Genomic DNA, 25730 nt, shown 5'->3' with positions numbered 1-25730 from the left:
GGTCTGCGGATCCGGGCTTCTGGCCGCCCGGCGGTTCAGGTCACGAACAGGACCCCCGCGTCGGTGCCGGCGGGCGTGTACTCGGCGAGCCGGGCGCGCAGGCTGTCCTCGCGCTGCGGCAGGTACAGGTCGTGGAAGGCGCCCATGGAGGCTCCGTCCTCCGCGCCCCGGAGGATCTCCCGGGGGCAGTCGTCGGCCAGTTGCGCGTACGCGGGCGTCCCGTATCGCTCGCTCGCGAACAGCGGGCGCACCCGCTCCGCCCCGCCCCGCCCCGCCGGACGGTCCGGCACGCAGCGGTACCGGCGCGGTGTGCGCGAGCCCGGCGGCACGTACGAGTGGCGCAGGCAGCCGGTCCCGCGCCGGGCCACGTGCATCCGCCCGGTGAACACGCTGTTCTCGCCGATGGCGACGGCGTGCGCGTACACCTCCCCGATCACGGTGGTGCGGTGCGCGTACAGCACGGCGTGCGCGTGGCGGCAGTCGGGCGCGGACAGCGCCTCCCGGTCGTGGCCGGTGGCGTCCAGGACGCTGTCGCGGATGTGGATCTCCAGCGGGTCGGTGCCCACCTCGTCGCCGACCACCTGGACGGTGCCCAGGACGCTGCGCTCGATCCGCACGCACGCGGTGGTGCGCTCCAGGACCAGGCTCGGCTCGTCCGGCGACTGCGGTTCGCACTCCGGCCGCAGCGACCAGCCCGGCACCAGGGTGCAGTGCCGGATGACGACCTCGCCGACCGGCCCGGTGACGTTCAGGCCGCGCCCGGCGACCAGCAGCCCGTCCAGGGTGACGCGCGGCGCGTCCCGGCCCGGTGCGCACTCCTCGTCCGCGCGGATGTTGAGCGCGTCCGGCCGGTTGCTGTACCAGTCCAGCAGGCGGATCACCGGGCGGGTGCCCTCCGCGGCGCGCAACTGGAGCCGGTCGCCGGGGCCGAGGTCGAAGTCCAGCTGCTCCTGGTAGGCGCCGCTGTGGGTGATCTCGATGATTCCCTCGGGGCCGCAGCGCCCGGCCCGCCGGTCCTCGCGCCACCGCGCGTACGCGTCCATGATCCGCTGGTGGGCGCACCCGGGGCCGACCCGGTGGACCGTGGCGGCGTCGGGGGTGGTGCGGCCGGGGCGGGCGTACTCCCCGCCGCCGGTGTCGTCGGGGAAGGCGTGGTGGTAGTCGACCCACACCCCCCGGCGCGGGGCGGAGCGGGAGCCGAAGGCGATCCGGCCGAGCACCGGGTCGACCGCGACCTGGCCGCGGCGCGGGCGGTAGCGCCAGCCGGTGAGGTCGGCGACGACGATGTCCGACGGCGGCACCGGCTCCCCGTCCCCGTCCCGCCGGATCGCGAAGGACCTGCCCGGGCCGTAGTAGTCCGCGAGCCGGTCGCTCAGCTGCCGGCGCCGGATGTACGCGGGGACGTTGTCGATCGCGGCGACGTGGGTGGCCGACGGCTCCGGCTCGGGCCGGGTCACCAGCGGGGTGTCGTTGCCGAGGATGGAGAAGGTGTAGAGGCTGCGGGCCCGGTCGACGCAGTAGGCGGGGGCGTTCGTCACCGGGTACGGCCTGAGCCGCCACACGTACAGGCCGACTCCGGCCGGGGTGTGCCCGCCGGGCGTACGGCGTGAGTCCGCGCGCCGTACGTCGGCCGAGCGCGCCGTCGTGGCGAAGGGGCCGCCCGCCAGGTCCAGCGCCGCCCCGTCGCGCAGGTCGGCCAGGCGGCCGCGCGAGAGCCGCCGCCGGTCGGCCGCCGCTGTGCCCGCGCCGTAGAGCCTGACCGGCTGGTGGTGGGCGACCAGCCGGGAGAACTCCACCACCCGCGCGGGCCGGCCCGCCACCGACAGCGCCAGCTCCTCCAGCAGGTGGGGGGTGCCCTTGCGGCGCCGGTCGGCGACCGTGGACGCCACGTCCCGGCGCGGTGCGAGCGCACGGGCCAGCCGCTGCCGCGAGACCTCCTCCGGGCTGCCGTCCCGCAGGCCGGTGGCCAGGACCCGCTCGTAGCCGGGCAGCGGCCGGTAGCCGACCAGATCCCCGAGGTAGGGCAGCACCCAGTCGGCGGCGGTCTCCACGAACCAGTCGTCGTAGGCCTGCTCGACCCCGGTGCGTACGAGGTCGACCTGTTCGGCGATCACGGCGAGCAGGGCGCGCAGGGGCTCGTCCCGCGCCCCCTGCTTCCCGCGCCCGCCGTCCCGCAGTCTGTGCCACTGCGGCAGCAGCTCCGCGAGCCCGTCCGGCTCCCTGCTCATGGCCGATTCCTTCCGTCGTTCGCCGGGGTCGTGCGGGCCGGGGCGGTCGTCCCGGCCGTGGGAGCGTCGGGCTCATCGGGGGGCCTCCGTGAGGATCAGCGTGTCCGCCGCCACCGCGGGCGAGAACATCGCGAGCTGGGCCGGGCGGACGCCGCGGAAGACGTACACCGAGCGGCCCCTGGGAAGCGGCCGGGTGTCGGTGATGCCGGGGTTGAGCCGCAGCAGTTCGGAGAGGGTGATGCCGTGGCGGGCGGCGATGGAGCCGAGCGTCTCGCCTCCCTCGGCGGTGACGGTGTGGACCTGTTCGTCGTACCGGGCGGGCCGGGCCGGCACGACCGTGCGCGGCCGGCGCGGTCCGCCGCCGGGGAGGACCGCACCGGCCGGCAGGGCGGACGCGGGCACGCCCGAGAAGACGTCCACGTCCACGTGGTCCACACCGGGCACCGAGTGGGCCGCCGCCAGGACCTCCGACAGCCGGGCGGGCTGCCCCAGCTCCCGCCCCTCGAAGCCCATCGCGCCCAGCAGCGCCTGCCGCAGCCGGGGCTCGACGACGGCCCAGGAGTGGTCGGGCTCCACTGTCACCCGGGCCGCCAGGAGCAGCAGCACCAGCTCGCGCACGTCCACGCGCACCGGCAGCCGGGCGTCGCCGTGGGCGTGCAGGGAGGCTCGCAGGGCGTGCAGGGTGTCGGCGTCCGCGCCGATCGGCGCGTCGCCCGCGCCGGCGACCGTCACGTGCAGCACCTGCCGCCGCCCGTCGAACACCTCCCGCGCACTGGCCCGGCCGATGCCCGCCCGGCACCGGGTGAAGTCCTCGTAGTCGCGGACGGAGACCAGGCGGTCGAGCGCGGAGACGGCGAGCGGGATGCCGCGCCGGGCCGACTCCGGGCCGTCGGCCTCCGCGCCGCCCGTCGCGGGCAGCGGGTTGGTGACGGCGGTGACGCCCAGCGGCCGGGAGACGGCCTGGGTGATGCGGCCGGCCGCGACGTTGGCGGCCCCGCCGGTGCCGAAGCGGTAGCGGGCGCGCACGTTCTCGTGCCCGGTGGGCAGGCGCGCGCCGTTCACGCCGTCGCCGAACGTCACGGTGGTGCGGCCGTCGGCGTCGGCTCCGATGACGTACACCCTCTCCAGCGGACCGCGTCCGGCGAGGCTGTCGACGGGGTGCCACAGCAGCCCGTCGACCCGTACCTCCAGGGCGGGGCGGGCGCCGTGGGGGTACCCCCGGCCGGGGGCCGGGGGGGTGTCGTCCGCGGGCAGCCAGGTCAGCGGCGCGTTCCAGAGGGCGAACGTCTGGCCCGCCCGGCCCGCGTCGCCGCTGCCCAGGACCTCGTCGCGGGTCTCGCCGTGTGTCGCCGCCACCACGTTGCCGTGGACGGCCAGGGTCTCGCGCCGGTAGCGGTGGGCGAGGTCGGCGGTGAGGGTGAGCACGGTGTGGACGTGGTCGCCGGGCAGTTCCGGGTCGACCCGCTGCTCGACGGCGGCGATCACGGCGAGTTCGGTGCCGCGCACCCCGGTGGTCCCGGGGAGGTCGGTGCGCTCGCCGGAGAGGATCAGCGTCCGGCCGGGCCGCAACCCGTCGTACAGCTCGGCCAGTTCGATCTCGTTGCCGCCCACGTCGTCGCCCAGCGGCTCGTCGGCGGGCCGCAGCGGCTCGCCTGCCGCGTGCACGGTGGTGTCCCGGACGTGGGACAGCAGTACGTCGTGCTCGTCCAGCCAGGGGTCGGCCAGGGTCAGCTCGGTGCCCCGCCCGGTGATGCCGTAGCGGGCGTAGGAGCCGGTGCGCACGGCCGTCACACGGGTGGTGACCAGTGAGAGCCCGCTGTCGCCGGGAATGCCGTCCGGGGCGCCCTTGCGGGGGCGTTCGATCGCGACCCAGCTGCCCGCGGTGATCTTCTCGTGCACGGTGTCCAGGGCGAGGACGTTGCGGTGGACGGCCTCGGGGACGGTGGCGATGCCGATCTCCACGCCCGCCGGCCCTCCGCCGGTCCGGTAGGCGACGGTCAGCTCGTGACCGCCGTACGTGGCCCGTTCCGCCCTGTCCGGGGCCAGGTGCCACTGCAGCGGCGGTTCGCCGTTCCTTATGGCCACCTGCACCCGGGCGTCCGCCCCGGGCCGGGATACGAACAGCGTCAACTCCGGCAGCCCGCCGCTCAGTTCGGCCGTGACGCCCGGTTCCCGGGAATCGACCGGACGCCGCCTGAGCCAGCTCGGGTCGTTGTCCTGCCCGGTGCGGGTGGACAGCCGGACCTCGCCGGGGCCGAAGGCGAAGCGGACGTCGGCGGGGAGGTTCTCGGTGCGCTGCACCGACGCGGTCGTCTCCGCGTGCACGAACTCCGCCCTCACCGGCACCTTCCCGGTCGTGTCGAACACGACCCGCACGGTGGTCAGCGTGTTGCCCGTCAGCGGCCAGTCGGACTGCCGGATCACCCGGCCGCGCTCGTCCTGCACCGGTTTGAGCGGCGCCGTCGAGCCGAAGGGGGCGGCCGTCACCCGCATCGCCAGCAGGTCGGTGAGGGTCGCGGGGGCCGGGGACGCGGCCGGCGCGGAACGGCGCCAGGCCTCGTAGAGCCGGCCGGACAGCGACGGGTCCAGCGCCGCCGCCAGCCGTGCGCCGAGGTCGGACTCCGGGCCGAACAGCCGCGCCGGGTCCGCCGGTACGGCGCCGGCCGCGGTCGGGCGGCGTACTCCCTCCGCCCCCCGGGAGCGCAGTGCGGGCAGCAGCTCACCGAGCACGCGGGCCGCCGCATCGCCCGGTTCGGCGTCCCCGCCCGCGTCTCCGCCGGTGCTCCCGGCGGCGAGCCGGTACCGGGCGCCGTCCGGCCGCAGCGGTTCCAGCTCCGCCGCCTTCTCACGGAGGTCGACGAGCACAGCGGCCAGCCGCTCGAACCAGGCGGCGCTCCCCTCATGGGGCTCGGCCAGCGCCCGCGCCTCCTCCAGCCGTTCCACGGGTTCTTCCAGCCGCCGGGCGAACGCCTCGGGGGTGTCCAGCAGATCGAGGTCCGCCCGCAGCCGGCTCAGCACCTGCTCGTCGAACTCCTCGACCGGCACGCTGCCCACCGGCCTCGGATTGGGGCTGTCGGCGGCCGGTGTGATCCACCGCCGCAACTCCCCGACCAGCTCGGCCAGGGTCGGGGGCGGCGACACCGGCAGGCCCAGGGCGGTGCTGTCGTCGTCCCGGTCGATACGGATCCGCGTCACCGGCAGCAGCAGCCGCTGCCCGGAACCGGCGGAGCCGCCGGACCCTTCGGCGCCCGCGGGACCTCCGGAGCCGCCGCCGAAGACGAACAGCAGGCGGTCGCCCACCGAGAGGGCGTTGGCCGTGCCCGCGACGTAAAGCTCCGACCGCTCCCGCAGGTCATCGGGGGTCAGCGGGGCCGGGCGGCGCCGCCGTACCCTCAGGTCGTTCCACGACCATCGGGCCGTCAGGTCCTCGGTCGTCTCGAACGTCTGCGCCTCCTCGCGGGAGGAGGCGGGCACGCTGTGGCTGCGCGAGCCGCGCGGGATCAGCACGGGGACGTCCTCGCGGCTGCGCGGGTCCCGGTCCACCGTGTACGCCAGATGGGTGTCGGCGGCGATCCCGGGGCGCGGCCGGTACCCGACCAGCCGGCCCAGCCGTACCAGCGAGCGGTGGTCGTCGGCGGTGCGCAGGTAGCCCTCGTCGGCGATCCGCTCGGAGTGGAAGGTCAGCAGGTCGCCCAGGACCGCCCAGGCGTCCAGCAGCGCGATCGCCGGGTCGTCGGGGGTGCGGACGGTCAGCCGGCGCAGGGCCGGGTAGGCGGGCGAGGCCAGCCGGTCGAGCATCGCGGCCAGGAAGGAGCCGTACTCGCCCACCCGGCGGTCGAGCGCGGTGCGGCCCGGCGGATTGTGGAGGGCCCGCGGCGCGCGGCGCTCGTCGTGGCGCCCGCCTCCGCCGGACGCGCGGTCGCGGGAACAGCCGCAGGAGCGGCCGGCGCGGTGGTCGCAGCTCATCGCGCACCTCCCGGCCTCAGGATGAGACGGCCGTTCTCGGGCCGCTCCGGGTCGTTGTCGCATCGGGCGATCTCCAGCGGGGCGAGCCGCAGCACACCGTCCTCCAGTGCCGAGTGGTCCGTCGGGTCCGGGGCGTCGGTCGAGGCGTCCGCGAACAGCCGCCGCAGCCGGGTGACGCGTACGTCCTCCACGCCCGGGACGGCCGCGGCGACGGCCACCAGGCGGCTGAGCCGCACCGGTTCGCCGAAGCCGAGCGCGTCCGGATGGAAGAGGCCGGGCCGGCCGCCTGGCAGCCGGCGGTTGCCGAGCACCCGGCGCAGATCGGCCAGGATCCGGCCCGTCTGGTGACCGGGCGTCACGCACACCTCCACCTCGATGTCGAGCGGCACCTGCCGCGCGGGCCCGACCACCAGCTCGTGGCCGATGAGACGGTAGGACTCCAGCGACTGCGCCACCGCGTCGAGGAGTTCCGCGGGCGCCTGCCCGGTGCCGTCGGCGTCGACCGCGACGTGCGCCTCCCGCACACTGCCCGTCCAGCGGATCTCGGCCGCCGCCCGCTGTACGCCGGGCAGGGCGGAGGCCAGTTCGGCGTAGTCCTCCGCGGTCACGGCGCGCAGCCGCACCCGCCCGAGGGCCGCCGGCGCGAACCGGCGCACCTGCTCGACGGGCTCCGGCTCGGTGCCGCCGGCGGCCGGCAGCGGGTTGCGCACCCCGGCCACGGGCATCGGCTCGCCCGCGTCCGGGCCCCGCTCGCCTTCCCGGCACAGCACCAGGTGGTTGATGGCCTCGGCGCCGACGTTGCCGGCCCTGCCGCCGCCCAGCCGGTAGTGGACCTCCAGGGTGGTGCCCGGTTCGGGCCGGGCCCCGTGCAGCCCGTCGCCGAAGCGCAGCGCGAGCCGGCCGTCGTCCTCCAGTTCGCCGACGAAATGGCGGTCGCGGGGGCCGCTGCCCAGAAGGTCGCGGCGCGGCTCCCACACGGCCCCCTCTCCGTCCCCGCCGTCCCCGCTCCCCGCACCTCCGGTCAGCCGTACGGCCGGGAGCGCCGCGCGCGGCTCGGGCACGAGCGCGGACGCGGGTCCGTGCAGCTCCGGCTCGCCCGGGTGGAGTCCGGCCGCGTACGCCGGGCCCCAGCTGTGCGCGATCTCCCAGGCCGTGCGCCCGTCCAGGACGCGTCCGGCGCGGGCCCGCGCCGTCAGCACCTCCAGCCGGCGCAGCTTCGCCGCCAGCAGCCGCTCACTGCGGTGGAGCAGTTCGCGCAGGGCGGGCACCGGGCGGCGGCGCAGCTCCAGCCGTTCCAGCGTCTTCAGCCCGAACAGCACGGCCAGTTCGGCGATCTCGCGTTCGTCCAGCCGGTCGCGGTCGCGGGCGCCGCGCCACAGCTCCACCAGCCGCCGCCGCATCCGCCCGGGGATGGCGGCCAGCCGTTCGGCCTGGCCGGCCGAGACATGACGCGGATCGGGGAACGGCGCGGTCTGGGCGACGGGGAAACGGTGCAGACGGGGGCGGAGGCGCGGAGCGATGCCGGGGTAGACGGACTGGGCGAGCAGCGTCTCCAGGGCGGCCTCCTGCTCGTAGGCGGTGCCGGGCACCGCCTTCTCCCCCCTCCGCCCGGCTCTCTCCACTCCGAGCCCGGCGCGCCGTACCGCCTCCTCGCCGACGACCTCGGACAGTTCGCGGATGTGGGCCGGTGTCAGCAGCCGTCCGCAGCCGGTCTGCCGGAGCCGGTCCAGGACCAGCCTGCCGGGCCGGTTGCCCTCCGCCTCGTAAGCACCGGTCCGGCAGCCGAACGCGGGCGGCCCGCAGGACGGGACGACGGCGGGCACCGGTGGTACCTCCAGACGCTCGGGGAGGTGCCCGGGGAAGGTGAGCGAACGGCCGTGGTCGACGAGGACCACGTTGGCGCGCGCGACGGTGACGTCCTCCACCGGCTCGCAGTCCCGGCCGCCGAGCACGGTCAGGTGCAGGGGGAAGGCGAGCGCGTCCTCGCGGGCCCAGGACACCTCCAGCACCGGCTGGTCGCACAGCCGGTCGACGGCCGGGGTGACGGAGGTCAGCCGTACCGCCTGCCGGCGGGTGGGGTCGGCGTCGCCGGGGGTGCCCGAGCGCGGGCCCCTGACCTCCTCCAGCACCAGCAGGTCTCCGGGGCGCAGGTCCAGTCGCCGCTCCCGGCGTCCCCCGCCCCTCCCCTCGCCGCCCCTCTCACCGGCCCCTTCTCCAGACCTCCCTCCGGCCCACTCGTCGCGCAGGGTGGCGGACGTGGCGCCCTTCGGCAGTGCGCACTGCTCGCCGCCCCAGGTCCACAGGCGGATGGTGTTGTGCTCGGGCCGCAGCCGCAGCGGCGCTTCGGTGACCGGCTCGAAGACCTCCACCGAGCCGCGCTCCTCCAGCACCGCCAGGTCCCGGTCGTCGATGACCGTGCCGGTGCGCGGCCGGTCGCGCGGGCCGAGGGTGCGTACGTCCACGGCGGCGAAGCGGTACGTCCCGGCGAGCAGCGTCAGCGGCCGGGCCACCTCGACGGCGACCAGCGCGCGGGCGCTGCAGCCGTCGTGCATCGGATAGTCGACGAGCCGTACGTGGCGGCGCACGGAGACGCGTCGGCGGGCGGTGTCCAGGTACGCCTCGGTGGCGACCGCGTCCTGCTGGTGGCTGATCTGGTCGGCGGTGTACGCCAGCAGCTCGACCAGGGTGGTGCCCAGGTCGGCGGGGTTGCGTTCGGTCCAGTCGGGCGCCGTCAGGGCCAGGCGTTCCATGACGAGGCGGCGCAGGGTGCCGTAGTCGCGGGCGGTGTAGTCGATCACGGGCGCGGGCCGGAAGGTCCCGGGCACCTCCGCCGCCTCCCCCTCCCCCTCCTCCTCCGCCTCCGCATCCGCGCAGTCCAGGGGCGAGGGGCAGCCGGGCCCGAACGAGAACTCGGCCGCGTGGTAGCGCTGGTCGAAACCGGGGTAGGGCTCGGTGCCCGGACGGCCGTAGGGGTCGGTCTCGACGATCGCCAGCCGGTGGCGGCCGAAGCCCCCCGCCCGGTCCACGGTGACGTACAGCAGGTCGTCGAGTTCGGGGTCCTCCTCGCGCTCGACCTCCACGGCGACGGCCCGGATGTCCGCGGTCCCGCGCCTCCCGTCGATGCGGATGTTCTCCGGGCACAGGCCGCGCGGCGCCTTGCCCAGGAAGGTGACCGTGAGGGTCAGCCCGTCGTCGCCCACCTCCACCGCGTCCACGCCGTTCAGCCGTGCCGCGCGTACCCTGCCGCGCCGGTCTCCCCGGTGCGGGACCGTCGTCCCCGTACCGCCGCTCATGCCTCGGCCCTCCCCTCGAAGACCTCGTCGCGCCTGCCGTCCGTGGCGCGCACCGTGTAGCGCAGGTGGACGCGGACGACGTTCTCCTCGCTGACCACGTCCAGGTCCTCCACGGCGATCAGCTCGCCCAGCCAGCGCTGGAGCGAGGCGTGCACCGACAACTCCAGTGCCGAGGCCAGCTCCGGGCTGTTGGGGGTGAACACCAGGTCCAGCAGCCCGCAGCCGAAGTCGGGGCGCATCACGCGCTCTCCGGGACTGGTGAACAGCAACTGCTCGATCAGATCGCGCACATGCTCCTCGTACGCCGCGTGCGCGGTGCGGCCGCGCCGGTCGGCGCGGAACGGGAAGGCGATGTCCCGGCGTACCGCCCCGGCCCTCATCCGCAGACCACCCCCTCGTGCACCGCCGGTGGGACGACCGGCTGCCCCTGCGGTACGAGCCGCGCGGTGAAGCACATGCCCGGTGTGCCCTCCAGCAGCAGCGGCTTCCCGTCCGCGGTCACCCCGCTCCCCCGCGGCGTCCAGCGGACGGTGGTGCACGGCACCGGCACCCCGTCGACGGTGTGGCGGCAACCGGTGACGGTGTGGACGAGCGAGCCGGTGGCGGCCGGCAGGCCGTCGACCAGCACTCCGTGCGCGTCGGCGCCGGCGGCGCTCGCCCGGCCGCCGTGCGGGCAGCCGACCGCGGTGCCCGTGTGCATGACTTCTCCCGACAAGGCTTCTCCCCCGTCCGTTCAGCGTTTGATGGGCACGATCAGCCGGCCCTGGTTGACGTCGACCCGGTCCCCGGCCACCGAGACCGAGGCCCCCTGCCCGTTGTCGATGTGGATCCCGTCCCGGGTGACGCGGACGTACGGGCCCGGCCTGCCCTCGCCGGGGCCCGGCGCCTGGAGCAGGATCCCGGTCTCCGGGTCGTCGGATAGCACGACCTTGTGCCCGCCGCGGGTCTGGATGACGACCGGTTCGGCGCCCGTACGCGCCGCGGCCCGGGCGTCCTCCGGCAGCTCGTCCGCCTCGCCGTACCAGCAGCCCGTCCAGATCGGGTAGCTCGGGTCGCCCTGCTCGAACTCGATCCAGACACCCGCCCCCCGGCCCGGGACCACGTACTGGCCGGACCGCTCGCCCGTGAAGGGGAGGCAGGGCATGGCCCAGGTGGAGGCCTCGTCGCCGAGCACGTCCGGGACGTGGGCGGTGATCCGGCCGATCCCCAGCGGGTCGTCGTTGTCCGCCACCCGGCCTCTGAACTTGCCGAGGAAGCGGTTGTTCGGTGCTGGCGCCATGCGGACTGCTCCTGGTCTGTCTGTGTGGCCTCGGTGGCCCCTACGGGCGGACGGTGTCCCCGCGCGCGATCAGGCCCTCGCGCGAGAGCGTGAAGTTCTGCCGGTACGAGCCGGGTGTGAGGTTGTGCGTGACGGAGGTGACGTAGTACTCGCCGTCGTACGTCACGCCCGCGCCGCGCACGCCGACGAGTTCACGCGGGCGCAGTACGTAGCCGTGGCGGTTGACGTCGAGCTGTCCGGAGCCGGAGATCGCGTCGGCGGACGTCGCGGCCCGCGCCAGCGCCTCGGCCCGGACCTGCGCCTCGTCCTTCTTGGCCGTGCCGGTCAGCCGGCGGCGCTTGAGCGCCGGGCTCGCGCGCCTGCCCAGCGGCGGCCGCAGCGGGCCGATGTCGGGCTGGGGGATCAGGGTGGACTCGCGGGTGCGCGGGTCCTGCCAGTGGGCCTGCGGCTCCTCGCGGGCGGCGCCGTCGTAGGCGAAGGTGAGCTGGTCGACGGTGGAGTGGACGTCCATGTTGACGTTGAGCGCGTGCTGCGGCAGGCCGACGCGGCGCTGCGGGCCCCAGTAGGCGGTGGAGCGGCCGGGCCGCGGGCCGGGCTCCAGGTAGAAGACGTAGCCGTTGGCGCGGGCCAGTTCGTTGACGTAGGCCAGGTCCGTGCCCGTCTGGTAGTCCACGCGGTGCTCGGCGCGGGGCTGCTGGACGATCTGCTCGGGGTGGACGTCCGGGTGGATGCCGTAGTCGGCGTACCTGGCCAGGATGCGCTCGACCCTGCGGGCCGGGGAGAGGTTCGGGTAGCGGTCCACCCGCTCGTCCAGGTCCATCAGGAGCGAGAGGTCCTCGCCGGTGACGGTCAGGGTCGTCTGGCCGGGCTGGTTGCTCACCCCGACCTCCTGCCGCACGATCAGGCCGTCGAGGAGGACGGTCCGGGTTCCCCTGATCACCGTGGTGACGACGACGCGGGTGCGCGGGTCGAAGAACCCCTCGGGCAGCAGGTTCGAGATGATCGCGCCCTTCTTGGTGAGGTCGAACGCCAGCTGGAAGCCGGAGCGTTCACCCGCGGTGCTGGTGATCTGCGCGGACAGCAGCGCCTCGCTCACCGCCTGGGGAACGGGCCGGGTGAGGTGGGGGCCCATGCTCAGGGTGAGGTGGATCGGCCCGCCGCCGACGTGTTCACCGGCCATGCGCGCCTCCCCGCGGGAAGCCGCCGGGCAGCGGGATGTCGATCTCCTGCCCCGGCTCGGCGGTCAGCTCGCGCGGGTCGAGGACGGGGTTGGCGTCGGCGATCCGCCACCACTGGGAGGGGTCGCCGAAGTAGCGCTGGGCGAGCTGGTCGGGGCGCTCGCCGCCGCTGACGGTGTGGACGGCGGTGTCCTCGTCCCCCTCTTCCGGAAGCGGGGGCAGCAACCGCCGCCTGGCGTAACGGACTTCGGTGCCGTCGGGCATGCGGTGCACGGCGACCTCGGCGTCGTGGTACCGGCTCGTCCTCGGATACGGATGCGACCCCGGGATCCCGCCCGGCGGGCTCCCGTGAACTCCGCTCTCATCGGCCACGGCCTCTCACACCCTCCCCATCCCGATGTCGGCCCCGGTCAGTCCGAGCGCCCCCGGCGTCCCCGCCCGCGCGGTGCCGGCCAGCCGCTCCTTCTGCGCCAGATGCGCCAGGTACAGCTCGGCGCCGCGGTGCCCGGCGGGCAGATCGCTCACCGTCAGCACCTTCATCCCGATGCTCAGAGAGGCCCGTATCGGGTTCAGGTTCACGTCGAAGGCGGACTCGTTGACCGACAGCTCCGTCAGCCGCACGGGCATGACGCGTTTGCTGCCCCAGGTGAACAGGGTCAGCGGCATCTCGATCGGGCTGATCTCGATGGTGCCCTTCTTGGACAGCCGCGTGGCCTCCCTCAGCTGGGCGGTGGTCGGCTGCACGAGCATCTCCAGCGTCGCGAGCTGCGGATGGATCCCGTCGGGCGCCGCCAGCTCCAACTGGTCGGTGGCGTCGATCTCGGCGGTGAACTTCCACGTCTCCTGCGCCGGCCCCTTCAGCCGCAGCGCCTCGTTCCGGTCCCCTCCGCTCCCCCCGCCCCCGGCGTCACCGCTCCCGCCCGCGGCCTGCGGGCTGATGCTGCGCTCCAGGGTGTCGGGGTTGAACTGCAGCATGATGATGCGCTGCGGTATCCCCCGCTCGGGATCGACGATCACGATCCCGGACCGGATGGGCTTGGGAATGTCCGCGTATCGGGTCATCGTCTTTCCCTCGATCACTCGCTGCTCAGCAGGTCTCGAACCTCACTCGCCGGGTAAGGGGCATCGTCCGGCCAGGAAGCGAATCGCTCCTCGACAAAAGACCTGTATGTTTCCAGGTCGTGGAAGGCCAGGGCGTGCGTCGCCGTCACCTGCAGCACCAGATCGGGCAGTTCCGCCACCCGGGCAAGCTCGCGAAGGGTTTCCGGGGTCTTCCCCCTCGCAAGGGCCTGCAGGGCCTCCAGGCGCTCGTCCAGATCAAGATCTTCGTCGTGAACAATCAGCAGAAGGGATGAAATCAGGTCACCGGGAGGCGGGTCCGACCACCGCATGATTCGCCCCGCCGCCTGGAGTGCCGCCGATACGGTGTCAAAGCTCGACGCTTTCCGCAGAGCATCGACCACCAGATCGGAATCCTGCTCGGTTGCCTCGTTCGCCAGGACGACAAGCGCACTCGCATGCTCTGCCCCGTCGAAGTCGCCGCCGGATTCACGGGCCGGACGAGCGGGAGTGCGCAGTGTGTTCCGTGCCGTCTCCAGCACTTCGGAACGAAATCCGGAGAAAGGATTCGGAGACCCGTATCTCTCCCGTGAAGCAGCGTGGTGATAGTGGTCCAGGGCGATCCCTCGGGCCGCCTCTTCAGAACTGCGCAGGAGCGTCAAGAAGGAGCGCACACCCTCCTCACCACCCGGCGAGCGCCCCAGGCGGTCCCTGGCGACCCGCAGGTCGGGATCATCCAGAACAGCGTCCTGCCAGTGATAGCTGTCAAATTGCCGCATTACCATCCTCTGCGGAGTCCGAACCCTACCTCTGGGATCTGATGAGCTTGATGGCCTTCTTGGGAATCGGCCCCTTCACGAGGACTTCCTGAGTCCTCACGACGTCACTGAGCGCCTGCTGCTTGATCGGCGTGTTCGGCGCACTCAACTGCCACTCGTCCTGCCCCTCCCTCCTGGTGAGGTCATAGATGTTCGACGGGGCCACGTAGGAGAGGTCGATCTCGACGGTTCCGAAGTAGTCGAACCCCTCGCCCTCACCGAACAGCCTCCCTTCCGGGTTTGTGATGTTCCCGCTCCTCACTTTTGTGGTCGATATGAAAGGGGAGTCCTGCGCGCCAGCGACATGCAGCCAAACGGGCACGTTCGCGTCCGGGTCGCGGGGTTTTACACCCGTACTTCCATAGGTCTTCTTGTCCTGCTTCGACAAGTTACGCGCAACACGCCTGGGGACCTTTTTCCCCATCTTGTCCCGAACATATTCATTGCCGTACACGTCGGCAATCACGAGCTGCGCGTTTCGCTCCCCGGTAGGCGCGTAGTAGTTGTTCTTCTGAAACCTGCCGACGGCCGGTACGGCCGCACCGGGGTGGTTCAGAAGCAGAGTGGAGGAGTCCTCCGATTCGTCCAGCCACCTAAGGTGGTTCGCCCTCACATCAAGCCTCGGGTTGTTTCGCGCGATCGACCGGCACATTTCCTTGACCGTCTCCAGGTCGGAATCCTCCGGAAGGCTGCCCAGCTCCCTTGCGATGATCCGACGGAACTCCGCCACCCTCGGATCGTCCTCCGCCGGCCGCTTGTCCTTCTTCCGGCTTCGCTGCGGAAATCGGTTTTCCGTGTCAAAGGACTCGAAGATGGCTACCGTGTAACCCTCTTCGTCCTCGTCCCACTCGAAAGGACTGACGGTCCTGGACGGATTGAGCGTGGCGATGACACGAGGCTCGGAAAAACCCGACGCGTACAGCCTCGTCAGCCTGTACCAAGCACGCAGCGTCCCCAGCAGTGCATGGTACACAGGCCCACGTATCCCTGCCTTCAGAAGCGGCAGTAGAATCCGGCGAAGCTTTGCGACGATCCGGGAAAGGCGCTCCTGTTTCGACTCCGGCGAGTTCTCCCGTTTCCTGCGATCGTCCCGCAACCGGCGCTTCTGTTCCCGGCGGCGTCGGCGCTGGTCGAGCAGGAGGTCGCGGCGGCGGTAGGCGTCGCGCACGCGGCGGGCGTTGTTGTCCAGGGAGCGGTCGAGGCGGCCGTCGCGGTCCTTGCGGTCGAGGGCCTGCCGGGCTCTGCGGATGCGGTTCTGGGCAGCCCTGACCGTCTGCCGCGCGCGGTTCGCGGCGCGGGTCTCCGGTGACGTGCGGCGCGGGCGCGGGGCGGGCTTCGTGCCCTCCGTCTCGCGGCGCGCGGGGGTTCGGGACTGGTCCCGGTCGGTGTCCTGGGCGCGGCGGTCGGGCCGGTCCGTACGGGTGCGGTCGTCCGGGCGGCGGGTGTCGGGGCGGCGCGCGGAGCCGCGGCGGGACTGGGACGAGTCGGGCCGCCGGGTCGGGCGGGGCTGCGGGCGGGGGCGCTTCGGCTTGGCCGGCGGCCTGCGCGACAGCTCCGCGTTCGCCCGGCGCGTGCGCTCCTGCGCCCTCCTCGCCTCCTCCTGCGGGTCCGGGCGCTTCTTCGGGGCGTGGTCGTCCTTCGGCTTGGCCTCGTCCTTGCTTCCGGGCTTCTTCCCGGGGCCGGCCGCCACGCCCCTGAGCCGGTCGCCGACCTTGCCCACGTACTTGCCGATGCCGCTGAGCAGCGCCTGGTAGGCCAGTTCCAGCAGGGCCACCACGCCCGAGGCCACGGCCTTGGCGAACAGCACACCGGCGTTGCCGCCCTTGACGGCCTTGAGGTAGTCCATGAAGGCGCCGAAGGCCCGCAGGATCTCGCTCAGCGACTCCCAGGCCGCCTTGAAGGCGTCGATGATCGCCATCACCCAGCCCGCGCCGGGGATCAGCTTGGCGATGATCTTGGTGATGACGATTTCGCCGATGATGACGGGGAGCTGGGGCAGGGCCGCGTCCCACGCCTCCTCGGCCATCTGCTCCCTGCTGACGCCCCCGCCGATCAGCTTGTCGAAGACGGCCTTGGGGAGCCCGAGGATCTCCTGGATCTTCTCGTTGAACCAGTTCTTGATCGCCGAGGTGACTTCCCGGAACAGGTGGTTCCTGGCTCCGTCCTCGGCCGAGGCCTTGGCGCCGCTGAGCCAGCCGCCCGGGTCGGAGAGGATGTCGGCGGCGATCATCGCCCACTCCCCCAGGGCGTTGAGCAGGCCCATGGCGAAGTCCATGACGCCCTTGAGCGCACTCCTGACGGCATCGACCGCCGCCCGGAGGCCCTCCATCAGGGCGTCGAGGATGCCGCTGAGGATCTTTCCGATCCCGTCGAGGAGCTCGGTGACGATCCGCTTCAGTTCGTCCGCGATCCGGTTGACCAGGGCGATGGCCGCGTCCCGGATGCGGATGATGAGGGTCCGCAGCCGGTTCGCGATCTCCACGATCGCGTCGAGGAGGTCCTTGCCCAGCCGGACCAGGGCCTCGGTGAACTCCTCGAACTTGTCGACGATGAACTGCCGGGCCGCCTCGATCCAGCGGGTCACGGTGCCCTTGAAGTCCTTGATGAGGCTGGTGATCGCCTCGCGGGCGGCGCGGAAGAAGCCGACGATCGCGTTCTTCAGCTCGATGAGCTTGTCGCGGATCCAGTCGAACGCCCTGGAGAGCCAGTTGCCGGAGTCGTTCCTGGCCGTGTCGCGCTTGTTCCTGGCCTCGTCCTCGGCCCTGGTCCTCTCCTTGCCGATGTCCTCCTGCTTCTTCTTGCGGTGCTCCTCGGCGTCCTTGTCGGTCTGCTCCTCCTTGTCCCTGACGTCCTTGCGGATCTTCTCGATCTTCTCGGTCTTCCTGGTGCCGAGGGAGTCGAGTTCACCGTCCTGCTCCTTGCGCCACTGCTCGCGGGAGGCCTCCACCTCGGCCTTGGTCCTCCGGCGTTCGGCGGCCTGTGTACGGGTGTTGCTCTCGACCTCGCTGCGGACCTGCCGCCTGTGGCGCTCCTGGGAGTCCCGGAAACCCCTGTCCTTGGCCTGCCGTTCGTCGGACATCTGCTTCTGCCCGTCGGCGAACGCGGCCTGGATCTGCGGTCCGCGCTCGTGCTCCGCCACCGCGGACACGGCCTCGGGCGGGATGCGTCCGCCCATGGACGGACCGCCGCCCCCGCCGGGTCCTCCCCGCCCCTCTCCGCGCGGGACCTTGGCGGTCAGGGTCTCCTTGGGCACATCGGGGTAGATCTGGTCCTCGCCCAGGGGGCGCCCGGCGTCGTCGCGGCCGGAGGCGTGGAGTTCCCGACCTCTGGCGTCGAGTTCACCGCCCTGTTCGCCGGCGCGCCCGTCCGTCTCACCCCGGAGGCCGACCCCGGGCGCCGTTCCGACGTTCGCCTGGGCGAGCATCTCGTCCTCGGTGGGCAGGTCGAGGATCCACTGGACCACCGCGTCGGAGTCGATGACGTCCTCGTCGGCTCCGAAGGCGCTAGCGATGCCGTTGATCGCCCCCACGACGAGCTGGGCCCCGCCCGCCAGAAGTCCTTCGAGGGTGCTGGGCTCCTCGATGTCCTCCCCCGGGATCTCGCCCTCCGGGGCCTTGTCTCCCGTGACCTCGGCCCTCTCCTTCTCCGGGGCGTCGATACGGGCGGCCGGGTCACCGAAGTACTGCCCCGGGGCCGAGGTCCTCGGCGCGCCGTGCAGGGTCTGCGGGGCGCCCGCGGGGCGTTCCGTCGTCGGCGGCGCTTCCCGGAGGGTCCGGTGCTCGTCGCCGACCGTCTTGTCGACCGCGCCGTTCACTCCGCCCAGCGCTTCGAGAGCGCGGTGCGGTTTCAGCCTGGCGGCGGTGGACAGGCCGGCTTCCGGTGTCACCTTCGACAGGCTGGGGGCCGCGGGGTCCTTCTTCGGCCGGGACGAGCCGGTGGGGCGGGCGCCGCCCCTTCCCCCGCCGCCGCCCGATGCGCTCCGGGTGCCGCCACCACCGCTGACCGACCGTGAGGGCCTGGAGCCGGACCTCGGTGCGGGAGCGGGCTCGGGCCGGGGAGCCGGGGCCGCAGGCTCCTGCCGCTGCCGGGAGCCCGCCCCGCCCTCCGGCGCGGCACCGGTGGTGGAGCCGTCACCGCCGTCCGCACCCGAGACGTGGGTGTCCCGGGCCGGGGACGCCTCGGCCGGAGTGTCCGTGGCCGGCCCGGGAGCGCCGGGAGCAGTCGTACCGGCCGTCCCGCCCCCTGAAGGCGCGCCCGAGGTGCCCGCGGTCGGAGCCGGGGCGGAGGAGGCGGTGGACGTGCCGGAGGAGGTGCCGGTGCCGGAGGAAGCGGAGATTCCGGACTCAGTCGCTCCCTCCTTCGGGGCTCCGGTATCGGCCGTCTCGGGTTCCGGGCCCTTGTCCGGTTCGGGTTGTCGCTCCTCCTGTTGCTGCGGGCCTTCGGGAGCCGTGGGTTCGGGCTTCGGCTCAGGGGCTTCGGTGCGGTCGTCGGCGGTGTCGGAGGACGAAGGCCGCGGATCGGCCTCCTGCCGGTCCGGCGTCCCGGTGCCGAGATCACGCGCCGTACGGTCACCGGCTTCGGCACCGGTCGCCGGGGAGACGGACGCACCGCTGTCGGCGGGCAGCGGTTCGGTGACCCCGGCGTCTTCGGACGCGGCCTCCTCCGCGTCCTCCTCGTCCCGTCTGGCCTGTACCTGTTCGGCCTTGGTGGTGGGCGGTTCGGGGAAGCCCGGCATCCTCCGCCCGCCGGTGTCCGAGCCGGGCGCGATCTCGTCGGCGGTCGGTACGCCGGAGACGTCGAGGTCGGTGGCGGGGAGGAAGTCCCCGGGTTCGAGTTCGGTGTTCCACGCGCTGTCCCGGTCGGCGGCCCGCTCGTCCTCGAGTCCGTCGAGCGCTCCGGGTTCACCGCTCGGGCCGGGCTCCGGACCGATCGGCTCGTCCTGTGCGAGCGCCGGTTCGTCCTGGGGGCGCTTCCCTTCCAAGGTGCTGCGGTCGCCCGGGTCGGCCGTCCTCAGCAGGGGGCCGGGCTCCACGCCGGCCCGCTTGCCGTCGCGCGTGTCCCGCTCGTCCGCCCGGCCCGTTCGCTGCCCCGCGACCAAGGGCTCAACGGCTCCGGGCCGGTTCCTGGCGGCGGACTCCTCCTCGCTCGCCGCGGGGGCGCCGCCGGCTCCGGGCTCCCCGGATCGGCCGCCCGTACCGCTGCCGTCCCGCTGCCGGGGCTGGGCGGCTCCGCCTCCCGGGGCCGTGGCGCGGTCGCCGCTCGGCCCCGAGGGGCCCGTGCTCCCGGCCTGCCGTCCTGGTTCCCCTGATCGCCCGGTGGGGCGCCCGGTTCCCGGACGTACCGCGTCCGCGCTGCCGCGATCACCTCCTCCGCGGCCCGGCCGCTCCCGGCCCCGCCGCTCCTCGTCCGTGCGCTGTCCGCCGTCCTGTTCGCCACTCCGCTCGTCGCGGGACCGCTCGTCGCGGGACCGCTCGTCCTCCGCCTGTCGCCGCCGCTCGGCTGTTTCGGCGTCCTCCCGTTCGTCCTCCAGCAGTTCGGTGGCGTCCGGAACGGCCTCGGGGGCGCCGAGCGCCTCCGGTCCGAGCGTGCCCTCGTCCTCGGTCCTCTCGACCAGTCCGACCAGCCGGTCGAACTCCGAGGAGAGCAGGCGCGATTCCAGCCGGTCGAGAACGGCGTCCCGCATCTCCGGGGAGAATCGGGCGAGTTGTATGCGCACGCGCCTGGAGCGGTCCTGCGGGTCGCCGCGCAGCGAGCGCAGAAGGCCGTTGGTCAGGCGGTCGAGCAGCATCGCCGGGTCGATCTGCTCCATGCGCCGGCGGTCGGCGTCGACCGTGGCGTAGCGCAGCCAGCCCGGGGTGGCCCGGCCCTCCTCGACGCGCTCGGCCGCCGAGCCGTCCGTCCCGCCACCGCGGGCCGCGCCCTGCTCCGTCGACTCCCGGGCCGCCGTCTCCGCCTCGCGTTCCACCGTCTGCTGCGGCAGGCTCACCGCGCCCAGGTCGCGGCCGGCGCGCAGCGCGCCGAGGCCGTCGGGGTTCTGGACGGTGTGGAGCAGCTCGTGGGCGAGCAGGCGCATGCCGTCGGCGGTGCCCGGCCGGTAGGCGCCCTCGCGGAAGAAGATGTCCTGGCCGACGGCGACCGCGTCCGCGCCGAGCAGTTCGGTGAGGGCGGCGGCGTCCCGGTCGGTGTGCAGGCGCACGCGGCCCAGGTCGTGGCCGAGCCGTTCCTCCAGTTCGCGGCGGACGCTCGCGTCGAGCGGCAGGCCGGCGCCGCCGACGACGTCCTTGGGCTCGGGCACGGGGGGCTTGGCGCCGCGCTCCTTTCGCTCCCTGCGCTTGCGGCGCCGGGCTTCCTGCGCCGGGCGGGAGTCCTGTGACGCGGTGTGGGAACTCATAGGCGCCTCCTCCCGCCCGCGGGCCCGGCCTCGCCGCGCCCCGACAGGCCCGCGTGCACCGCGCGCGCCAGTGCCTCGCCGAGGCGGGCCGGCGAGGTGGTGGCGGGCAGCGGCGGCAGGCCCGACAGCGCCTCCAGCACGCGTCCTTCGCCATCCGCCGCCAGCGGTACGCCGCGCTCGTGCACCAGCCGGGTCAGCTCGGCCTCGAACGCCGCCGCGACCCGTTCGGGGTCGATCCGCGCGTCGAAGCCGTCGAACACCAGCTCGCCGATGTCCACCCGGACCGCCGTGTCGCGTACCGCGCCGCGCTCCGCGCCGCGCACGGCATCGTGTACGGCGTCGTGTACGGCATGGCGCGGCGCCTCGTTCACACCCATCCGCGGACCTCCGAGGGCGTCAGGGAGCGTTCCAGCTTCAGGTACTCGGTGCGCGCCGCGGCGAGCATGTGCCGCATCCGCAGCGCGTCCCCCTCCTCGGCGGCCAGGAAGGCGGCGGAGAGGGCGATGTTGCGGATCGAGCCGCCCGCGACCGTCAGCCGCGCCAGCAGTTCGGGGGCGATGTCCTCGGCCGGGGCGCTGTCGGGCAGCACCCGGCGCCAGATCTCGGCGCGTTCGGCCTCGCCGGGGAAGGGGAAGTCGACGACGAAGCGGATACGGCGCATGAAGGCGGTGTCGAGCGCCTTCTTCATGTTGGTGGTGAGGATCGCCAGGCCCCGGTAGGCCTCCATCCGCATCAGCAGGTAGGAGACCTCGAGATTGGCGTAGCGGTCGTGGCTGTCCCTGACCTCGCTGCGCTTGCCGAAGAGGGCGTCGGCCTCGTCGAACAGCAGCAGGGCGCCGCCCCGTTCGGCGGCGTCGAAGACGCGGCGCAGGTTCTTCTCGGTCTCGCCGATGTACTTGGAGACCACCTGGGAGAGGTCGACGACGAACAGGTCCAGCCCCAGCTCGCGGGCCATCACCTCGGCGGCCAGGGTCTTGCCGGTGCCCGAGCCGCCCGCGAACAGGGCCGTGACCCCAAGGCCCCGGCGCAGGGTGCGGGCGAAGCCCCACTCCTGGTGGACGGTGCCCCGCTGCCGTACATGGGCGGTGATCTCGCGCAGTACGCGCAGCTGGCGCTCCGGCAGGACCAGATCGTCCCAGCCTGCCTCCGGTTCGATGCGGCGGCCCAGTTCGTCCAGGCCGATGCGGGCCTCCGCGAGCCCGGCCCGCCAGGCCAGTTCGGAGACGTCCGCCCCGGCCGTTCCGTCCTGACCGCTCTGCCGGCGTACGGCCGCGGCGGCGGAGCGGACGGTGTGCGGCGGCAGTGCGAACTGCGCCACCAGCCGGCGCAGTTGCCGTTCCCCGATCCGCGGCATTCCGGCGAGGGCGTCGGCCCACAGGCCGAGTTGCTCCTCCTCCCCCAGCGCCGGCACGGTGACGCGCTCGGCGCGCGCCCGCTCCGTCCGCCTCGGGTCGGGGCTGGAGACGGCCAGTGGTACGGCGGCGGAGGTGGTGAACGCGTCGGCCGCCGCGTCCTGTTCGCGGTCCGCTTCGCCTGCCTCCAGCAGCAGGGCGGCGGGCAGCAGGATCGCCTCGCGCTGCCACAGCCGGGCGAGCCGGTCGCGTTCGGCGTGGTCGGTGGGCAGGTCCTCGGCGTTCAGGGTGTAGAGGCCGAGTCCGCAGCTGCGGGCGGCGGCCGCGGCGATGTCGTGGCGGGAGTGCCGGTCGCCGCCGGTGAGTTCCACCCTCGGCGGCGTGGCGGGGCCGGCCCCGGCCCAGACCTCTGCGACGCGGTCCGCGGCGCGCTCGAAGGAGGGCGGCAGCCTGTCGGGCGCGGCGGCGCGGGTGAGCATGCCGTGCAGTCGCGCGTCGAGGTACGGGGAGCCGAGGAGGAAGTGCAGGATGCGTTCGTCGAGGCGGATCCGGGTGGTGGTCAGCCGGGTCTCGTCGTCGAGTTCCACCAGGCGCCAGCGGCGCAGCGGTGCGACGGGGGTGAGGGCGCTCCAGTGCGGCTCGCCGAGGGCGGCGAGGGCGAGGGAGAAGGTGGGGTGGGCTCGCTCGGGGTCTCCGCTCGCGGCGGCGCAGCGGCTGCCGGTGGTGGGCTCCAGCTCGGCCGCGGCCAGCAGCAGGACGATCTCGCGTTCGAAGGATGTCAGTCCGAAGCAGCGGACGAGCGCCTCGAGTGCGGTGGACTCAGGGGGGTCGGCGGGGTCGGCGGGCCCAGGGGCACCTGTGGTTCCGGGAGCGCCCATGCCGGCGCCGCCCCCGCGGGCGGCGCCCGCGCGGGCGGCGCCCGCGCGGGCGGCGTGGGCGTCGAGGCGGGCCAGGACGGCGCGCATGGCGGCGGCCAGCGCCGGGCCCTCGGCGGTGCCCGTCCCGTCGGCAGTGCCGTCCATGCGCCCGCCCGCCCCCGTCGTCGTCACCTCGTCTCAGCCTTCCCGGTCGTTCGCGGTGCCGTCGCCCCCGCCTGCCTGTGTGCTCCCGCCTTCGCGTGTGGAGCCGCTGCCGGACCGTTTGCGCGTACGGGGCCGGGGCGCGGCGGCCTTGGCCGTGGCGCGCCGCTTGCCGGCGGCCTTCTTGGCGGGCGTCTTCCTGGCCGACGCCGACGTCTCCGGCTCGCCCTCCGCCTCGGCCCGCGGTGCGGAGACGGTGGATCTGGCGGCCATGCCGCTCGTCCGGCTCGCCCGGGCCGCCACCTTCCGGGCGGCCGCCCCGGATGAGCGTTCCGCGGGTGCGGCGGTGGCGACGGGGTCGGCGGTGCCGGTGCCCGGCCGTCTCGGGGGTTCCGGCGCGCCCGGGGCTCCGAAGGGCAGCGCGCGCACCGTGTGCCGCTGGACCGGACGGGGCACGACGGGTTGTTCGCGGCCCTCGATGAGCACCAGGGTGGCCTGGTAGGCGACCGACAGCGAGTAGGGCGTCTGGTGGAGCATCCCCCACAGCTTGGAGGTCTCGTCGATGTCCATCCGGGTCGGTGTGAAGCGCACCCTCTGGACGGCCTCCGCCAGGTCGCTGCCCGCCAGGTACGGCCGCTGCGCGGCCTCCTCGATCAGCTCCCCCGGCAGCACCGGGAACTCGTGCAGGGTGCGCACCACACAGCCGATGAGCCGCTGTCCGACCAGTTCCGCCTCGTTGCCGTAGGCGCTGATCAGGTAGTGCAGGTCCAGCGCCGCCGCCGGGCGCTTGAGCAGGGTGCCGTCCGGGGCGCGGGTGGGCAGGTCCTCGTTGCCCCGGGAGGCGTTCGGGGTCACCTGGTGGAGGAAGACGGTGATGGTGGCGTCGTCGGTGACCTCCGCGGGTGGCCGCTCGGTCTTCACCGCGACCTGCATGTCGATCTCGGGCTGCAGATTGTGTTCGATCAGCAGGGCGAGTGCCTGTGTGACCGTGGCGATGGCGAGTGCGTTGCTCATCTCCTCAGTCCCTCCGCTCGCCGCCGGCCAGGTAGTCCGCGAGGCTCAACGCGGGCGCGGGCCGCGCGGGCCGCTGCGGGCGGCCCGCGCCGGCGGGTCCCGCGGCGGGCGGTGCGGCGCTGACCTCCAGCCGGCCGATCCGCACGTGTACGGTCCGCTCCGCCGTCCGGGACCGGCGCCTTCCTCCGGCGGCGCGTGCGGCCTCGCGCGCCGCCCGGGCGCCGGCGGGCCGCAGGGGCACGGCAACGGTGGGCACCGGGGCGGGGCCCGCGTCCCGGGGCACGGGGGCGGGCACCGCCGCGGGGAGCGGCTCCCGCTCCGTGCGCGCCGGGGCGGTACGGCCGCCGCGCGGGGGCGCGGGCACGGCCGCGGGAGGCGGCGAGGCCGTCGCCCGCCGGGCGGGCTGCGGCTGTACGGGCCGTGCCGCCGCGGGCGGTCGCGCCCGGTCACCGTCCGGTACCGGCCCGGTCCGCACCACGGTCCGGTGCTCGGTGCGGATCTCCCGCTCGTGCCGGACCGCCGCCCGGTCATCCCCGGGTCGCACGGCCGGACGGGGGGCGGGTGGGAGGAAGGGGTTTGCCTCCTCCGGCTCCCAGGGCGCCCCCCGCAGCGCCTCGACGCGCTCGTACGGTTCGGGCAGCCGCGGGCGCACCCGTACGGGGACGCCCGGCCCGCGGCCCGGGGCGGCCCCGGCGCCACGGGCCGCGGGGATGTGCCGGGTCAGCAACCGGTCGAAGTAGTCAGGCATCGGCGCACAGCTCCAGGTAGTAGCGGCGCCGCAGCGGACTGAGCGCCAGGATCTCCGGCTCGGTCCAGCCGTAGGCGCCGGCGAGCAGATGGACGTCGAGGAGCAGGTCCCTTGCCCAGGCGTCGAGTTCGGCCCACAGGTACGAGGCGATGTCGAGCTCGGCCCGGGTCGTCCCGCCGCATTCGGGGCAGGAGACCCTGAGCGTCACGTCGGCGGCCGGGTCGGCCCGTCCGGCGGCCTCGGCGACGCGCCGCAGCACCGTCTCGGGCAGCAGGTCGGGCAGCCGGTCGGCGGGGACCGGTCGCCCGGCGCGTACGGCCGACACCGTGCAGCGGGTGACCAGCAGGTCCCGGGCGGAGGCTCCGTCCGGGTCCTGCCCCGCCGCCGCGCCCCGGTCGGCTGCCGTGCCCCGGCCGGCTTCCAGCGCCTCGGCCACGGCCGCCAGGTCGGCGACGGTCGGCAGTCGGAACTCCACCTCCCAGTCCTCCTCGGCCACCCTCAGCGGGCCGTCCCGCCGGGGCCGCCGGGCGGCCAGATCATCGGTGCCGAGGTCGAACTCCATTGCCTCGCCGCATGGTTCGCACTCCACCCGTACCTGCATCCGCTCGCCGAACAGCGCCCGGCGCAGCGCGAACAGGTCCGCTTCCCGCTCACCGACCGGCACCGACAGCAGTTCGCCGTCACCGGCCTCCGGGCGGGCGGTGCGGTGCAGCAGGAGGGCGCGGCCGGGGCCGGTCAGCCCCAGTCCCGCCTCCCAGACGGCCAGCAGTTCCGCGGGCCCCGCCGTCACCGCCACGGCCGCCGCGGCCGTCACCGCCGTCTCCACCGCCCCAGCCGTCATCCGCCGTACCGTCCGCTCAGGGGTTGGTGAACGAGGGCTCGGTGGGCTCGGGCACCTCGTAGTCGCGCTCCCAGCCCTCGCACTCCAGCTTGAGGCTCTGGATGGCCACCGCGTTGGCGTTGGCGTCCAGCTCGCCCAGCACCTGGTACTCGCTCGGCCAGGTCCGGTAGAGCTTGTGCGAGACGGCCACCTGCCCGGCCTCGTTGAGGACCTGGATGACGATGTCCTTGCGGAAGTCGGCGAGCGAGACCTCGGCCCCGAGCCCGGCGCCGACCTGCCACACCTTGTTGGCCCAGCGGTCGAACTCGGGGTCGTGTGTGACGCCGCGCTCCAGGGTGATGCCCTCGAACTCGGAACGGCCCGGCGATTTGCGCGGTGAGCTCGGGTCGCCGCCGTGCCGGTGCTTGACCACTTCCGTGGTCCGCTTCAGCGGGCTGATCTTGCTGACGCCCGCGACCGTTCGCCCACCCCACAGCACCAGGAACTTGAAGTTCTTGTAGGGGTCGAAACGCTGCGCGTTCACCTGGAATTCAGCCATCGCAAT

The 25730-nt window shown here is 74.1% G+C and carries 17 protein-coding genes; all 17 read right to left on the bottom strand.

The features are described 5' to 3' along the window. Window positions 1–35 precede the first annotated feature (35 nt). Window positions 36–2228, bottom strand: coding sequence for a hypothetical protein (locus tag QPK52_RS24835; RefSeq protein WP_410539705.1), 2193 nt, complete (start codon window positions 2226–2228; stop codon window positions 36–38). Window positions 2229–2300: 72 nt separating this feature from the next. Next, the gene (locus QPK52_RS24830; RefSeq protein ID WP_410539704.1) at window positions 2301–6194 is read right to left on the bottom strand and encodes a putative baseplate assembly protein; all 3894 of its coding nucleotides are present in this window, start codon (window positions 6192–6194) and stop codon (window positions 2301–2303) included. Then, window positions 6191–9487 (bottom strand): putative baseplate assembly protein, encoded by a 3297-nt coding sequence (locus tag QPK52_RS24825; RefSeq protein ID WP_410539703.1) that lies wholly within the window; start codon window positions 9485–9487, stop codon window positions 6191–6193. The genes QPK52_RS24830 and QPK52_RS24825 overlap by 4 nt, the downstream gene beginning before the upstream one ends. Beyond that, a complete protein-coding gene (locus QPK52_RS24820; RefSeq protein WP_410539702.1) occupies window positions 9484–9867 on the bottom strand; it encodes a GPW/gp25 family protein in 384 nt (127 codons plus the stop codon). Before QPK52_RS24820 ends, QPK52_RS24825 begins: the two co-directional genes overlap by 4 nt. Beyond that, the gene (locus QPK52_RS24815; protein ID WP_410539701.1) at window positions 9864–10187 is read right to left on the bottom strand and encodes a hypothetical protein; all 324 of its coding nucleotides are present in this window, start codon (window positions 10185–10187) and stop codon (window positions 9864–9866) included. Before QPK52_RS24815 ends, QPK52_RS24820 begins: the two co-directional genes overlap by 4 nt. 33 nt (window positions 10188–10220) lie before the next feature. After that, entirely contained in the window at window positions 10221–10766 is a 546-nt protein-coding gene (locus tag QPK52_RS24810; RefSeq protein ID WP_410539700.1) for a phage baseplate assembly protein V, read from the bottom strand. 40 nt (window positions 10767–10806) lie between these two features. Continuing rightward, window positions 10807–11946 carry a phage late control D family protein gene (locus QPK52_RS24805; protein WP_410539699.1) on the bottom strand — a complete coding sequence of 380 codons (1140 nt, stop codon included), beginning with the start codon at window positions 11944–11946 and terminating at the stop codon, window positions 10807–10809. Continuing rightward, on the bottom strand, window positions 11936–12316 hold the full coding sequence (locus tag QPK52_RS24800) for a LysM peptidoglycan-binding domain-containing protein (RefSeq protein WP_410539698.1): 381 nt from the start codon (window positions 12314–12316) through the stop codon (window positions 11936–11938). The genes QPK52_RS24805 and QPK52_RS24800 overlap by 11 nt, the downstream gene beginning before the upstream one ends. A 6-nt stretch (window positions 12317–12322) precedes the next feature. Beyond that, window positions 12323–13006, bottom strand: coding sequence for a hypothetical protein (locus QPK52_RS24795; protein ID WP_410539697.1), 684 nt, complete (start codon window positions 13004–13006; stop codon window positions 12323–12325). Window positions 13007–13020: 14 nt separating this feature from the next. Continuing rightward, window positions 13021–13782, bottom strand: coding sequence for a hypothetical protein (locus QPK52_RS24790; protein ID WP_410539696.1), 762 nt, complete (start codon window positions 13780–13782; stop codon window positions 13021–13023). Window positions 13783–13807: 25 nt separating this feature from the next. Continuing rightward, window positions 13808–20212, bottom strand: a complete 6405-nt coding sequence (locus tag QPK52_RS24785; RefSeq protein WP_410539695.1) for a DUF4157 domain-containing protein — start codon at window positions 20210–20212, stop codon at window positions 13808–13810. Continuing rightward, entirely contained in the window at window positions 20209–20589 is a 381-nt protein-coding gene (locus tag QPK52_RS24780) for a hypothetical protein (protein WP_410539694.1), read from the bottom strand. The genes QPK52_RS24785 and QPK52_RS24780 overlap by 4 nt, the downstream gene beginning before the upstream one ends. Then, window positions 20580–22586 (bottom strand): ATP-binding protein, encoded by a 2007-nt coding sequence (locus QPK52_RS24775; protein WP_410540469.1) that lies wholly within the window; start codon window positions 22584–22586, stop codon window positions 20580–20582. Before QPK52_RS24775 ends, QPK52_RS24780 begins: the two co-directional genes overlap by 10 nt. A gap of 33 nt (window positions 22587–22619) precedes the next feature. Next, window positions 22620–23597: a Pvc16 family protein gene (locus tag QPK52_RS24770; RefSeq protein ID WP_410539693.1), complete on the bottom strand. Its 978-nt coding sequence runs from the start codon at window positions 23595–23597 to the stop codon at window positions 22620–22622. Window positions 23598–23601: 4 nt separating this feature from the next. Next, window positions 23602–24345 (bottom strand): hypothetical protein, encoded by a 744-nt coding sequence (locus tag QPK52_RS24765; RefSeq protein ID WP_410539692.1) that lies wholly within the window; start codon window positions 24343–24345, stop codon window positions 23602–23604. Beyond that, complete coding sequence (locus QPK52_RS24760; protein WP_410539691.1) at window positions 24338–25186, bottom strand: hypothetical protein; 849 nt, start codon at window positions 25184–25186, stop codon at window positions 24338–24340. The genes QPK52_RS24765 and QPK52_RS24760 overlap by 8 nt, the downstream gene beginning before the upstream one ends. A gap of 16 nt (window positions 25187–25202) precedes the next feature. Beyond that, entirely contained in the window at window positions 25203–25724 is a 522-nt protein-coding gene (locus QPK52_RS24755; RefSeq protein WP_093659737.1) for a phage tail protein, read from the bottom strand. Between the last annotated feature and the right edge of the window lie 6 nt (window positions 25725–25730).

This window comes from Streptomyces sp. KL2 (assembly GCF_046529545.1).
Classification (GTDB): domain Bacteria; phylum Actinomycetota; class Actinomycetes; order Streptomycetales; family Streptomycetaceae; genus Streptomyces; species Streptomyces radiopugnans.
The sequence above is the reverse complement of the archived record's forward strand: the minus strand, read 5'-3'. Positions and strand labels throughout refer to the sequence as shown.

Bases quoted from the DNA above. Each gene is read 5' to 3' on its own strand.
- QPK52_RS24835 (WP_410539705.1), bottom strand. From the start codon at position 2,228: ATGAGCAGGGAGCCGGACGGGCTCGCGGAGCTGCTGCCGCAGTGGCAC.
- QPK52_RS24830 (WP_410539704.1), bottom strand. From the start codon at position 6,194: ATGAGCTGCGACCACCGCGCCGGCCGCTCCTGCGGCTGTTCCCGCGAC.
- QPK52_RS24825 (WP_410539703.1), bottom strand. From the start codon at position 9,487: ATGAGCGGCGGTACGGGGACGACGGTCCCGCACCGGGGAGACCGGCGC.
- QPK52_RS24820 (WP_410539702.1), bottom strand. From the start codon at position 9,867: ATGAGGGCCGGGGCGGTACGCCGGGACATCGCCTTCCCGTTCCGCGCC.
- QPK52_RS24815 (WP_410539701.1), bottom strand. From the start codon at position 10,187: ATGCACACGGGCACCGCGGTCGGCTGCCCGCACGGCGGCCGGGCGAGC.
- QPK52_RS24810 (WP_410539700.1), bottom strand. From the start codon at position 10,766: ATGGCGCCAGCACCGAACAACCGCTTCCTCGGCAAGTTCAGAGGCCGG.
- QPK52_RS24805 (WP_410539699.1), bottom strand. From the start codon at position 11,946: ATGGCCGGTGAACACGTCGGCGGCGGGCCGATCCACCTCACCCTGAGC.
- QPK52_RS24795 (WP_410539697.1), bottom strand. From the start codon at position 13,006: ATGACCCGATACGCGGACATTCCCAAGCCCATCCGGTCCGGGATCGTG.
- QPK52_RS24790 (WP_410539696.1), bottom strand. From the start codon at position 13,782: ATGCGGCAATTTGACAGCTATCACTGGCAGGACGCTGTTCTGGATGAT.
- QPK52_RS24785 (WP_410539695.1), bottom strand. From the start codon at position 20,212: ATGAGTTCCCACACCGCGTCACAGGACTCCCGCCCGGCGCAGGAAGCC.
- QPK52_RS24780 (WP_410539694.1), bottom strand. From the start codon at position 20,589: ATGGGTGTGAACGAGGCGCCGCGCCATGCCGTACACGACGCCGTACAC.
- QPK52_RS24775 (WP_410540469.1), bottom strand. From the start codon at position 22,586: ATGGACGGCACTGCCGACGGGACGGGCACCGCCGAGGGCCCGGCGCTG.
- QPK52_RS24770 (WP_410539693.1), bottom strand. From the start codon at position 23,597: ATGAGCAACGCACTCGCCATCGCCACGGTCACACAGGCACTCGCCCTG.
- QPK52_RS24765 (WP_410539692.1), bottom strand. From the start codon at position 24,345: ATGCCTGACTACTTCGACCGGTTGCTGACCCGGCACATCCCCGCGGCC.
- QPK52_RS24760 (WP_410539691.1), bottom strand. From the start codon at position 25,186: ATGACGGCTGGGGCGGTGGAGACGGCGGTGACGGCCGCGGCGGCCGTG.
- QPK52_RS24755 (WP_093659737.1), bottom strand. From the start codon at position 25,724: ATGGCTGAATTCCAGGTGAACGCGCAGCGTTTCGACCCCTACAAGAAC.